The organism is Paenibacillus sp. J22P277, from assembly GCF_059383675.1.
Map to the genome: position 1 here is coordinate 65,229 of NZ_JBXENS010000007.1, position 13,934 is coordinate 79,162.

General features: G+C 60.8%; 8 protein-coding genes. All 8 read left to right on the plus strand.

Going from position 1 to position 13,934, the window contains the following annotated elements; all coding sequences use genetic code 11:
* Positions 1–93 precede the first annotated feature (93 nt).
* The 8 genes from AC50YL_RS24310 (at position 94) to AC50YL_RS24345 (ending at position 13,856) form a co-directional block, all read left to right on the plus strand.
* Positions 94–5,907 (plus strand): sugar-binding protein, encoded by a 5,814-nt coding sequence (locus AC50YL_RS24310; RefSeq protein WP_494835370.1) that lies wholly within the window; start codon positions 94–96, stop codon positions 5,905–5,907.
* Positions 5,908–5,922: 15 nt separating this feature from the next.
* Positions 5,923–7,782 carry a cache domain-containing sensor histidine kinase gene (locus AC50YL_RS24315; protein WP_494835371.1) on the plus strand — a complete coding sequence of 620 codons (1,860 nt, stop codon included), beginning with the start codon at positions 5,923–5,925 and terminating at the stop codon, positions 7,780–7,782.
* A 20-nt stretch (positions 7,783–7,802) separates the two neighbouring features.
* Complete coding sequence (locus tag AC50YL_RS24320; RefSeq protein ID WP_494835373.1) at positions 7,803–8,615, plus strand: response regulator transcription factor; 813 nt, start codon at positions 7,803–7,805, stop codon at positions 8,613–8,615.
* An 84-nt stretch (positions 8,616–8,699) separates the two neighbouring features.
* Complete coding sequence (locus AC50YL_RS24325) at positions 8,700–9,770, plus strand: glycoside hydrolase family 88 protein (protein ID WP_494835375.1); 1,071 nt, start codon at positions 8,700–8,702, stop codon at positions 9,768–9,770.
* A 300-nt stretch (positions 9,771–10,070) separates the two neighbouring features.
* The gene (locus AC50YL_RS24330) at positions 10,071–10,643 is read left to right on the plus strand and encodes a GNAT family N-acetyltransferase (protein WP_494835376.1); all 573 of its coding nucleotides are present in this window, start codon (positions 10,071–10,073) and stop codon (positions 10,641–10,643) included.
* 163 nt (positions 10,644–10,806) lie between these two features.
* Positions 10,807–11,415, plus strand: coding sequence for a hypothetical protein (locus AC50YL_RS24335; RefSeq protein WP_494835377.1), 609 nt, complete (start codon positions 10,807–10,809; stop codon positions 11,413–11,415).
* 206 nt (positions 11,416–11,621) lie between these two features.
* Positions 11,622–12,086, plus strand: a complete 465-nt coding sequence (locus AC50YL_RS24340) for a hypothetical protein (RefSeq protein WP_494835378.1) — start codon at positions 11,622–11,624, stop codon at positions 12,084–12,086.
* Between the two features lie 462 nt (positions 12,087–12,548).
* Positions 12,549–13,856, plus strand: coding sequence for an ABC transporter substrate-binding protein (locus AC50YL_RS24345; protein ID WP_494835379.1), 1,308 nt, complete (start codon positions 12,549–12,551; stop codon positions 13,854–13,856).
* Positions 13,857–13,934 lie beyond the last annotated feature (78 nt).

Genomic DNA, 13,934 nt, shown 5'->3' on the forward strand with positions numbered 1-13,934 from the left:
TCAGGCAAATAGGCCGGACTCAAGCCTTCCGTCAATCGCGGTTCATCCGCATTGGCGGGGGCTGCTTTTCCATTCGTAAGAGGGGGTGCAATTATGAATAAGCGTTTACGCTTCATGCTTCCCATGCTGCTCGTCGCGGCTTTGCTGCTGCAATGCCTGCCGCTTCCCGCCGAGGCGGAAGAAACGGCGCCGCTGTTCGAGGACGGCTTTAACGCGGGGATCGGCCGTTGGGATCTGTTCGGCAGCACGGCTTGGAGCACGCAGGGAACCGGGGCCGCCGCCCTGTTGTCGGGCACGACGACGGCGACGTCTCCCCAGCGGATCGTCACCAAGTCCACGGCGCTGCCCTACGGTTCGACGAATTACAGCTTGACGTTCAAGGCGCGGGGCGACCGGTTCCGGACGATGTTCCGCTATACGTCCGGCACGAGCTATTATTTCCTGGAATTCAAAAACGCGCATCTGGTCGAGCTATGGAAATACCCGAATGCCTCGGCGAACGTGCAGGTAGGCGCAGCCGTGGATATCGCGGCCGCGCTGCCCGGCTTCAGCCTGACGGCCTGGCATCAATACGAGCTGACCATTAGCGGAAGCGCATTCACGCTGTCCATCGACGGGACGGCGGTCACGACGTTCAACGACGCGTCGCTCGCCGCGGGCGGGATCGGATTTTCCCTGAAGAGCGTCGGCCCGGCGGTCGCGATGGACGTGGACGACGTGAAGGTGAACGCGATTGCCGGGCCGAGCAATTTCGCCATCGTGCATACGCCGGCATCCACCGTTCCGTATAACGCGAATCTGCCGGTGTCCTTTACGCTGACGGATGCCGGTTCGTCCGCCTCGGCTGCGATCCATTACGCCTACGGAGCAACCGACGCGCCCGTTCTGACGGTACAAGCGCAGGGCGCCGGGAACGATGCGTATGCCGGAACGATTCCGGGAACGAACCGCGCCCATCTGATCCGCTACTACATCACCGCCGCGGACGGGGCGGGCGGGACGGCCCGCTACCCGGCGACGGGCGAGATCCCGGTATCGATCGGCGAGATGCTGCCCTACGCGAACGACTTCGAAGGGACTGCGCCGAACGCCGCGCCCGCGGGCTGGACGACGGGAGGAAGCGCCAAGGTGATCCAGCTGCCGGACGGCAACAAGGTATTCAACCTGAACGGCTCGGGCAGCGCCAAGCTCAACCTCCCGATGTACCAGAACGCGGATAACTTCGTCGTCAAATTCAAGGTCAAATACGAACGCACGAGCACGGCGCTGCAGAACACGTGGCGGTTCCGGTACCGCGCGACGGACGACGCGAACAACAACGCGATGGAGTGGGCTACGCATAATTCGAAATATTTCCTGATGCGCAAGACGACGCTCGGCGGCAATTACTACATCGCCAACTACGTGCAATCGCTGCTCGGCGATTGGCATGATTACGAGCTCCGCGTCAGCGGCATTACCCATGCGCTGTTCATCGACGGCGCGGAGACGGCAAGCGGCGAAGATTCCGATCCGCTCGCGCTGAAGAAAGGGTACTTTCAATGGAATGTCGTCGGCGGCATCAACCTCATGATCGACGACTTCGAGATCGACCCGATCCCGCTGCCGTACGTCGTCGATCTGCAGCCGTCCGGCAATTACGCCGGCATCTATACGCAGGAAGAGACGCCGGGCCTGGCGTTGTCGCTGGATGCCGGAGCGGCGGCGCACGAGATCGGGATCGCCTATACCGTGCGGCGCGCGGACGGCGATAAGGCGGTCGTCGCCTCCGGGTCCAAGTCGTACAGCCTCGGCGAATACGAGCAGGCATCCGACGCGCTCGCTTTCGCGCCGGCGATTGGCGGGATCGGCACGTACGAGGCATCCGCCGCATTCGCCATCGACGGGAATCCGGCGCCCGCGCTGTCGAAAACGATGCGTTTCGCCGTCGTGAACCGCGCCGCGCCGGTCAGCGAGCCGGATCTCGACAACGAGAGCAAATTCGGCCTGAACACGCATTACGCGCTCAATTGGAAGGACGACATCATCGACGGCGCCCGCAAGCTGGGCGCGCGCTCCCACCGCTCCGGCATTTCTTGGGAAGCGATCGACAAGAACGTCAAGGACGCATCCGGCAAGGCGGTCTACGATTACGTCGAATCCGACGCCCTGCTGAACAAGCTGTTCACGTACGGCTTTAACCAAATCACCGGCCTCGACATCGATGCGAATGCCGCCTATCAGAACGGCATCGTGAACACGACCCCCGCGCTGAAGGCGATGGGCGATTTCGTGTATGACGCCGTCAGCCGCTACAAGGGCCGGATTCGTCAGTGGGAGATGCCGAACGAGCCGGAGATTTTCTCCAAGCCGTATATTCCGGAGGAATTCGTCCAGCTGCAGAAGATCGCGTACCTGAACATGAAGAAGGCGGATCCGGACGCCATGCTGCTCGCGGGCGACCATACCTCCAGCGTGCTCAGCGTGCTGCCGGAGGAGCTGGCGCTCGGCTCGTACGACTATGCCGACGCGTATTCGTTCCATCCGTACGTCTACAATTCCATGCCGGACGGCAACCTGCAGAACATGCTTAACGGCGTGAAGGACATGGTCAACGATCACGGGGGCTGGAAGGACTATTATCTGACGGAGGGCGGCTGGCCGACGGCCAATGCCGGGTACCCGTCGGTCTCGGAGGAAACCCAGCGCGATTACATCGTCCGCGCGTTCCTGAATTACATGGCCGAGGATCAAGTGAAGGCCTATGAATACTACAACTACAAGAACGACGGCACGGACGACCGGTACTACGACATCTTCTGGGGCATCACGGACAACGACGGCCGGCCGAAGCTGGCTTACGCCGCGGTCAACGAGCTGATGACCACGCTGGATCGCGCCCAATATCTCGGCACGTGGGATGCCGGGAATCCGGACGTGACCGTGCAGCTGTTCCTGAACGACGGCGTGCCGGTCGCGGTCGCCTGGAAGAAGGTCGACGCGAAGGACGATCCAGCGTCGCATCCGCCGACGAGCGTCGTTACGCTTCCTTTCCCCGCAGCCGGGGCGAAGGTAAAGGACATTAACGGCGCCGGAATTCCCGCGGTCGCGGCCGCGAACGGCGACTTGCAGTTGACCGTATCGGGCGCGCCGGTCTACGTGACGGGAGCGAGCTCCGGCTTCGTGCATGAAGCGGCGGAACAGCTTCTATCGAAGAAGGAACAGGACGCCTCCGCCAAGCTGCAAGCGCTGCGGACCGCCGCGAACGCCACGGTCGTCGACGGCGATCTGACCGCGCTCGGCGGCATCTCCGCGAGCTTGGCGGCGGCGGTCGGCGGCAGTCAGCCGGCGGCGGGCCTGGAGCAAGGAATCAAGGACATCTACGCCTTGATGACGGACATCGCGGGTCAAATCGGGGACGGCTCCCTGGAGCGGGCGCCCGGTTACGTTCAATTGGAATCGCTGTACAATCTGGCGGAGAGCGCGTCCGTCTCTCTCGTCTACGCGCTAGGCGGGATCGGGTCGAACAGCATCGATTACGCCGGCGCTGCCCAGGCCGCGACAACGGCGTTCAATGACAGGAAAGGCGCTTACAGCGTCATGCCCGTCTCTTCGTCGGCGGTGCTGCGGATGAACCGCTACGGCAGATTGGCCGAGAGCCTGCACGGCCGGGAGAGCTATGCGGAGAGCTATGCCTATAACCTGCTGGCGCGGGAGTTCGCCGGCGCCGCGGAAGCGATGGTCGCCTCGGAGCAGCCGAAGTTCATCGGCGTCATGGCTAACGTCGTGCCGACGCAGGCGAACGGCGAGGCCGGCCATGCCAACGCGTTCACGCTTTCGCTGGTCAACGATACGGATGTGCCTCAGCAGGTGACGGTGCAGCTGAAGCTTCCGGACGGCTGGACTTCGTCGCAGACCGCGCCGGCCGCGGCGGATTACACGATTCCGGCGAACGGCTCGGTCGACGAGCCTTATCCGGTCGTCGTGCCGGAGGATGCGGCGAAGGGACGGTACGAGATCGCCTTCGAGGTGAGCTACGACGGCGCGTTGTTCGAGACCAAGCGCGCGCAGCTGACGGTGGAAGACGGGATCGGCGTCAAGCTCATTCCCGTCAAGCAGACGATCGAGGAGCTGGATACGCTGACCGTGGAGCTCGAAGGAACGTCGTCGTTCGCCAAGACCGGCGAAGTGACGATTACGGGTCCGGACGGCACCGAGCTGCAGCCGGTCGCGACGAATGCGTTCTCCGCGTTGCAGAAAGGCGGCAAAGTACAGCTGAGCTTCCTATGGACGGATCATCGGCCTGTTCCGTTCAACGAATACGACGTCGACCTGCAGATCGACGATACGACGACCGGCAAAACGATTTTCCATGATGCTGCCATGCCGGTCGAATTCAATCTGGCTCAGCGAACGGACGGCGTGACGATCGACGGCGATCTTGCCGATTGGCAGGACGCGTTCCCGTTCCATCTCCGCAGCAAGACCCAGAACGCGAGCGGGTTCCACGACCCCGCCAACCTGGAGGCGACCGCGTACGCCAAATGGGCGGCGAACGGATTGTACGTCGCGGTAGCGGTGCGCGACGACATTCATAAGCAGTCGGAGAACGCGGCGAACATGTGGAAGAACGATTCCGTGCAGGTCAGTCTCGATCCGCTGAACGATCGCGAGGCGCCGTACGGACCGGACGATGTCGAATGGGGCTTCGCCCTGGCGGACGACGGCACGCGGCTCGTGCAGATCTTCAGCTCCGGCGCGCCGAATCCAAACGGGGAAGTAAGCGGGCAAACGCCGTTCGCGGCGGTTCGGGACGACGCTGCGGGAATGACCTATTACGAATTCCAGATTCCTTCTGCCTACGTGCATGACTTGGCGCCGGCGGACGGAGGCATGATCGGCTTGAACGTCGCCGTCAACGACGCGGATCTCCAGAACGGCCGGGACGACTTCATCCAATGGACGAACGGGACGGCCGACGCGAAGAACACGGCGCTGTACGACGCGTTCGCGTTTATCGATTACGACCCGCCGGCCATGCCGGCGGAAGTCACGCTGCAGCCGGGGGCGCTGCTGCTCCGGCCGGGACAGGAGCAGGCGCTGACCGCGCTCGTGGCGCCGGATGACGCGGCCGACAAGACGGTGACCTGGACGGTCGCCGATCCGGCGGTCGCGACGGTGTCCGGCGGCGGGCTCGTTCGCGCCTTGAGGGAAGGCGCGACGACCGTCACGGCAACGACGAAGGACGGAGGCCTCCAAGCCACCGCGGCGATCACCGTGGACGGAACCGTCCCGGTCGTTCGCATCGCCGGACCGGCGACCCTGCCGCGGCTTGCGTCCGGAACGTTGGACGTGGATGCGCAGGACGCGATGAGCGGCATTGCTTCGTCTTCCCTTCGATTGGACGGTCAGCCGGTTGCCGGCCCATTTGCCGTCCAGCCGTTGTCCTTGGCGGCGGGCGTTCATACGCTGACTGCCGAAGCCGCGGATGCGGCGGGGAACCGCTCGACGCTGTCCGCGGCGCTGACGATTACCTTCGGCATCGATGAATTGGACGATATGCTGCAATATGGCTACGCGCAGGGCTGGATTACCGATAAGGGCATGCTGCAGAGCCTGCTCGCCAAGGCGCAAAAGATTCAAAAGGATGCGGCCAAGGACGACAAGGGCACGGACGATAAAGACAAGGACGATAAAGACGGTAAGGATGATAAAGGCAAAGACAAGGACGACAAGGAAAAAGACAAAGGCAAAGACAAAGGCAAAGACAAAGACAAAGACAAAGACAAAGACAAAGACAAAGACCAAGACAAAAAGGTCGACTTCAGGCCGTTGCTCGACGAAATCAAAGCCCAAAGCGGCAAAAAAATCGCCGCCGCTTTTGCAGCGAGCCTGCAGCAGGATATCGCCTACCTGCAGCAGCAATAAGAAGGAGGAGCGGCCATGGACGCAAGCGTGGGGCCCAAGCGCGGCCGGCCATCGAGCCTGCTGCTTCGGATCAGCCTGCCGGTGTTCGCGCTCATCGTGACGCTCATCGCGTTGTTCGCGACGTCGGCGAGCTACATTCTCATTCGGGTTCAAAACGATCATACCCGCCAGATGGCGGAGCAATCGATGAAATTCGTTTACCGGAACGTGGAATACCAGCTCGACACGATGAACAACATGGCGGCGTTCGTCGTATCGAACCAGTCCATCGAGAACCTGCTCGAGAGCGCCTACCAGCAGCCGTTCGAAGCCGTCGGCGACCTGTTCACGCTCCAGTCCAACCTGCAGAACCTGTCGCTGCTCTCGCTCCTCAGCGACACCGGCTCGAAGAGCGTCGTTCAGCAGTCTTACGTCGTGTCCGTCTCCCTGGAGCCGGAGAGCGGGCTGTACCCCCTCGCGGCCGATCGTTTCGATCCCGTGACGGGCATCTTCAAGGATACGGATCTGCAAAACCAAGCGTGGTACCTGGCCCTGCGAAGCGGAGAGCGCCAAACCGTCTGGTGGGCGCAGAAGGCGGGACGCGCGGACGCCACGATGATCTATTCGGCCACGAAGAAAACGAGCATCAAGGACGGCCGAAGCATCGCCACCGTCATCGTCGGCGCGGATACCGGAAGCATCCGGGGCGTGTTCGACAATGCCTCGCTGGCATCGGGCTACCATCTGCTGATCGATGCCGACGGCCGGGTCATCTTCAGCGAACGGTACGGATTTCTCGCTTCCGTCGGGGATTTGCCTTACGTTCGCGCGTTGGCCGGTTCCGCGGGTTCGGTGACGGCCAAGATCGACGGCGCCCGGCATCGCGTCATGTACGAGACGCTCGAGAACGGGTGGAAGCTGCTTACGGTCGTGCCGGAGAGCCATTTCAACCGCTACGCGTTCGCGATCTCGGCGATCGGCGGCATCACCGCGGCCGCCGCCCTGCTGATCGCCGGCGTCTGGCTTCGCCGGATCGTCGTGCGGGTGACCGTGCCGATCACGAGGCTGGTCCGCGCCGTTCAGCGTCCGGAGGTGCTGGCATTCAAGGAGCCGCTGCCCGCCCAACGCTCGGGCATTTACGAGGTGGATGCGCTCAATGCGCAGTTCGCTTCCATGCTGGTCACCTTGCACGGGCTGGTCGAGAAGTCTTTCGCGGAGGAAATGGAGCGGCGCCAGCTGCAGCTGGAGCTGTTGAACGCGCAGATCAATCCGCATTTTCTGTACAACACGCTCGATCTGATCAACTGCAGGGCGATCATGGCCGGCGATCTGGAGACGAGCGCCATCGTCCGCTCGCTGGCGAACGTATTCCGCTACGGATTGAACCGGGGGCAGGCTTGGATTTCCCTGGAGGAAGAGCTCAAGCAGGTCGAGGCTTACCTGCATATCCAGCAAATGATGATCGAGGATATGCGCATCGACGTTCGCGTTCCGCATGACCTGCTGTCCATGAGCATCGTGCATTTCATTCTGCAGCCGCTTGCGGAGAACGCGATCATCCATGGTTTCGCCGGCCGCTCGTCCGGCTGCCTGATCGCGATCACGGCCAGGCTGGACGGGAACAAGCTGGTCCTGCGCGTGGAAGACAACGGAGCGGGCTGCGATCCGGACCGGATGAACCGCGCCCTGCGGGAACAGCCGGCGGCCGAATCGCTGACGGGCCGCGACGCGTCGGCCGATCCCGCGTTGAGGAGCGGCACTGGCTACGGTACGTTGAACGTGCACCGGAGAATTCAATTGTACGGGGGAAAAGCGTTCGGATTGCGTTACGCGGAGGCGGCCGAAGGGACCTGCGTCGAAGCCGTCCTGCCGATCCGTCCGCGCATGCCGGATTAACAGAGAAGGAGGCAGAACCGATGTTCAAGCTGCTGATCGCGGAGGACGTGAAGACGGTTCGCGAGACCTTGGCCCGATCCATTCCGTGGGAGAAGCTCGGCATATCGTTGCTGGGCACGGCCGAGAACGGAGAAGAAGCGCTGGCTTGGCTGGATCAAGGCCGCGAGGAGCCGGACGTGCTGTTGACCGATATCGGGATGCCCAAGATGAACGGGCTCGCCCTCATCGAGGCGTTCAAGGCGCACAAGCCGGATATTCGCTGCATCATTCTGTCCGGCCTCAACGAATTCGAGCATGCGCGGAAGGCGATCAAGCTTCAGGTGCAGGAGTACATCCTGAAGCCGATCGACCCCGGCGAGATCGCCGGCGTGTTCGCGAACGTCGTCCGGGAATTGCGCGAGGAGCGGGAAGCGCGCGGCGGCGCGTCCGGTTCCGGGCAACCGACGGGCGAACGGCAGCCGCGCCTGCCGGACACCCCGCAGGCGGGCGAATGGTCCGGCGACCTGAAGAAGAAGAAGCTCGTGGACCAGGCGATCCGCTATATGAAGGCGCATTACACGCGCAAGGACTTGGCCTTGCCGGACGTGGCCGCCGCGGTCGGGCTCAGCGACAAGTACTTGAACGTGCTCGTCAAGGAAGTGACCGGCGCGACGATCAATCATGCGATCATTCGCTTCCGCATGGAAGAAGCGGCGCGGCTGCTGAAGGATCCGTCCAACCGGATCTACGAGATATGCGAGCGGATCGGCTATGCGGACCTGGATCATTTCCGCGAGGTGTTCAAGCGGCAGTACGGCGTGACGCCGACCGAATACCGCAACAGCCATGCGTAGTTAAAGCCGTGAACGATTAAGAGCATGAAGCCAGGCGAGGAGGGAAGCATCGCCCGCATGGCTGCCGAAGAGAGGGAGATACGAATGGATAGGAAAGCAGTGGAAGAAGCGGCCGGGCGCGTATACGCGTATATGATGCACAGCCGCCCGGACGCATGGGGAGACCATGCCTGGACCGATTGGGCCATGAATATCGACAGATGGGACTGGAATTCCGGCGTCGGCATCATCGCGGCCGCCGATTACGCTCAGGCGGACCGCGGAACGACGGTCGTCCGCGAGCTCGAAGCCTGGACGACGCGCAACATCCGGCAATCCGGGACGGCGATGGTCATTAACGCGGTCGCGCCGTTCGCCGTGTTCCCCGCGCTGCACGAAGAGACGGGAGAATCGTTCTACGCGGAGAAGAGCAGGCAAATCGCCGAATGGCTGATCGGGCAGGCGCCCCGCACGCGCAGCGGCGCGTTCGAGCATACGGTGACCGAGAACGCTTCGTTCGCGGAGCAGATCTGGGCGGATACCGTCTTCATGGCGGTGCTCTTCCTGGCCAGGACCGCGGGCATGACCGGAGACCGCCGGATGGCCGACGAGTCGATCCGGCAGGTGCTGCTGCATCTGCAGGCGCTGCAGGACGAGGAGACGGGCTTGCTCTACCACGGCTGGAACTGCGGCACGAACGACTGGATGTCGGCCGCGAAGTGGAACCGGGCGAACGCTTGGAACGCGGTCGGCATTCCGATGATTCTGGAGGCCGCCGCGGTAGCGGACCATGACGCCGGACCGCTCGGAGAGATCAAGGAGAGGTATCACCGGCTGGCCGAGGCGCTCGTCGCGCGGCAGGGGCCGGGCGGATTGTGGCCGACCGTGCTGGACCGGCCGTCCTACTACGAAGAGACGTCCGGCTCCGCCGGCATCGCCTGCGGCTTGTACAAGGCGGCCCGGGCGGGACTCGTTCCGCGGTCGCTGATCGGCGGCGCCGAGCGGGCGGTTCCCGCCGTGCTGCGCCAGGTCCGCGACAACGGCGCGGTCGACGGCGTCTCCGGCGGAACGCCCGTGCTTGCGAGCATCGAAGCGTACGACGCGGTTCCGGTATTCCCGACGTTGTACGGGCAGGGCTTGACGCTGATGCTGCTCGCGGAAACGCTGAAGACTTAGCGGAAGCCGAAGGCTTGACGGACGCCGCGTAAAGCTTGTGTAAGAGTGGGAAGATAGACTCGCGGTCCGCCGATCTATCTGATGTCAACGAGAAGCGGCCGTTCGCCCGAGTGCCGGTGGAATTTTGTTTACGCTTGCAGTTACATCGAAGTCGACTCTTCCGCTTGCCATCCGCGGGGGAGCCGGCTTGTTTTTATTCTCGGCGCGATGTGCCATAATGAGTCGGCGGGCGCTTATTTACCTAACGCCAACGGGGCGGAGAGGCGCGGCCAATTGGCTTGAAGGAGGAGACGAATTCGTATGGGATCCCGGGATTTAGATTTGTTCAGCGGCGAATGGCTGCGTTTTGCGGCGGTCCGCCCGGACGATGCCGCGCAGCTGTCGGTATTTACCGAGAGCTATGAGTACATGCGCAATGTGGATACCGAATACGCGGTGCCGCTAACGGCGGAATATTTCGAACAGGCCGAGAACGGCAAAAACACGATCGAGTTCATGCTCCGGACGATCGAGGACGACCGGCTGGTCGGCTTCGCCGCGCTCCACGGCATCGAGTGGAACAACCGCTCCTCGCGCATGGCCGTCGGCATCGGCCATCCAAGCGACCGCGGCCAGGGCTACGGCCGGGATGCCGTCGACATGCTGCTGCGCTACGCGTTTCTCGAGCTGAACCTGGAACGGATCAGCCTGGAGGTGATCGCGTACAACGAAGCCGCCCGCCGGACGTATATCGGGGCCGGATTCGTCGAGGAAGGCAGGCTTCGCGAGGCCGTTCTGCGCGGCGGCCGTCGCTATGACCTGATCGCGATGGGGCTCTTGGTCCGCGAATGGGCGGCACGCCGAGAGAATGCCGGCGAGGACGGCGCTTTGTAGCGTTGCGGGCAACGCGTTAATCCAATCCCTAATTACAGATGAGTTTATAGGCGACATACGTCAAGCTTACCCGGGAAGACTCAAGGCTTGCCCATTGGGGCTGGTAATTATTAGGGGCATTTGCTATGTTAGAGCCATAATAACGTACCGAGGAGGGCCTGCGATGGCTTGGAGCGAGTTTAGAAGCGTCCCGACGGAATACAGCGAGTCGATCGAAGCGATCGACAAACAAATCATCCGGTTAATCCAAGAACGGAAGGGGATCACGAGAGGCAAACGGTTCTTTCCGCCGAAGGAAATCGTGCGTGCATGGGCGGATGAATTAAACATGGAGGTTCCCCGGATCAATGGGCTCATTCACGGCTTCGCGGACGACATCATCCCCACGCTGCCGAACGGGCCCGGGAAATTGCTTCATGTCCTGTCGATCATGAAAAAGTCCGTCATGGGCGGGTTCGAATACGAAATCACGCATGCCATGCAGCATGAGGACGGCAGCATCGTGCATGTCGAGATTAACCGAACCGAGGATAACGAGCATACCGGATATATTCGTCCGAAATTGCTCCTCGACGTGATCGGAGAACAGGCATACAGTATTCACGGCAACGGTTCCCATGGCGGGGGCGGGCAAACCCGACTGAGCTTTATGGTTACGCCGCGGCTGCCGGACAGCGCCGGGGAGCTGCAATTCAGATTAATCCCGTATGCCCATCCAATGGAGCGACCGCGTACGGAAGTCATATTGGACCAAGAAGTATCATTCGAGTGACTTCGGAAGCGGGAACGATAACCGAATACGCATTACGATCAGGCAGCCGTTGCCAAACGGCTGCCTTTTTCGTGCAATCGGGCGGGCGTCGGAGAGACTCTCGAATTGGAATAAATACGAGGGATTGGCAAGCGATTGAAACAAAACGGCGCTCCCAAACGATGAATTAGCAGGGAACTAAAAACTCGGATGGGGTGGAAGTGTCGATGAGCAAGAACAAATTCGCGACGCTCGTAGTGGTCATCTTTCTTGCCATGGTCGTTACGGTCGGCGTCGTCGGGGCTAAGAGGTCGAAATCGGCGAATTCCTTGGAAGCCAAGACCGCGATGTCCGTCGAAGAATTCAGCAAAGCGCCTGCGGATGCCGCGAATGAAATCATCCGCAATTATTTTACGGCCGTCGTGGAGAGCAAGGAGAGCAGCGAGAGTCGGGAGAGGGACGGAGCGGCGCCGCTCGACTTTGAAATCATGCATACGGACGCGTCCGATTCCGACGACGTCAAAGTGTCCGTTAAATTCAAGTACGCGGACGAATTCGATTATCCCGCGGTAGATTATCATGTCGTGAAGAAGGAAGATTCCTATCAAGTCAAAAAACAACGATGCGAATTCGACATGGATCCGAAATCGCCGAACAGAGGAACGGCAAAATGCACGGGCAGCAACGCATAAGCGACGCGTCAGCGTTCTTTTTAGAAAGGCGATCACGCAATAGGAACCTGACTTTCCATCATGCAGGGATGTACGGGTTCCGTAATTCATGCCGGCCATATTCGGTGGCGGATCCAAAATAAAGAAACAATCGGGACGTTTCCCGTCCATGCGGGACGCTTACATTCGACTAAAAAAAGGATTGTCAAAACGAAACGATGCGATTATACTGTTCACAACGGTATGGAAGCGATACCATAGAAAAAACATTCGTTAATCTGGTATCGGTACCATATTTTTTATTCTTTTTCTGGTATCGATACCAGAATGTCGTGTACCGACTTATTTTTCGAGGGTGGTGGTAGGATCGGAAAGCATGTCGGCAGGTGAATAGGAAGTTGCGAATGAGGAAAGCTTTGAAGAAAGCGGAATTCAGTCATCCTATGAATGCACATCATTTTCTAAAATTGGGGGAACGAGTCAATGAAAACAAAGTCCTTTGGTTTGACCGCCATCTTGCTGGCGTGCGTGCTGCTTGTCCTGACGGCTTGCGGTCAGAACGGTTCCAACAGTTCCAACGGCTCCAATAATACGGCTTCCGGCAATGGCAGCGGAGAAAGCGCTTCAACCGAAAAAATTCCGCTGAAGCTCTGGTACTGGAACGGCGCGATTTCCGATTCCACGATCGAAGCGGCGAAAGCGAAATTCCCGAACATCGATTTGCAGGCAGAGAAGCTTCCATCCGGGGACGACTACTTCACCAAATTGAAAGCTACCCTCGTCGGCGGCGGGGACGGTCCCGATATCGTCGCGATGGACAGCTGGGTTTCCTCGATGTTGACCTATAAAGATAAATTCGTGAATCTGTACGACCAAGGCGCGAAGGACGTGCAATCCAAGTATTTGGACTGGAAATGGAAAATGGCCGCGACGCCGGACGATAAATACTTGATCGGCATGCCGATCGACGTGGCGCCGGTCGTGCTGTACTACCGCACGGACCTGCTGGAGAAAGCGGGCATCCCGAACACGCCGGACGCGGTGAGCGCCGCGGTGAAGACGTGGGACGATTATTTCGCCCTCTTGAAGAAATTGAAGGACGCGACGGGCGCCACGACGGGCAACATCGCCGATATCTACAACACGATCATGGGTCAAAGCAGCAAATCGTACTTCGACGAGCAAGGCAACTACATCGGCGACCAAGAGCACGTGAAAAGCGCGTACGACATGTCGGTTAAAGCCGATCAGGATGGCTTGACCTTCCCGTACTCCAACGGATCCGAGCAAAACGCGGCCATCAACAACGGCAAAATCGGCATGTTCACGGGCGCTTCGTGGGCAGTCGGCGATCTGATCAGCGCGGCTCCGGACACGAAGGGCAAATGGAACATCGCGCATCCGCCGGGCGGCGCCGGCAACCAAGGCGGTTCGTTCTTCGGCGCGCTGAGCTCGACGAAGCATCCGAAGGAAGCCTATGAAGTGATCCAGTTCCTCGTCAGCCCGGAAAACCTGGTGACGGCCTACAAGGAATTCGGCAACTATCCGTCGACGCCGGAAATCTACGCGAGCCCGGATATGGTCAACAAGAACGAATTCTTCGGCAACCAAGACCTGAGCCCCGTATTCGCGGACGCCGCGAAGGACGTCAAGGTCGCGCACACCGATTCCCGCGACACGGTCGCGAGCACGGCCATCACCGACGCGCTCGTCGCCGTCGACAAGAAGCGCGATCCCGCCAAATCGTGGCAGGACGCGCAGGACAAAATCAAGAAACAGCTGTCCCACTAAGCGGATCCGGGACCGCAGCCAAGCTTGGCATTCATAACGGATGGGACGGGGAAGGGCGAAGGCCCTTTCCCGCCTCAG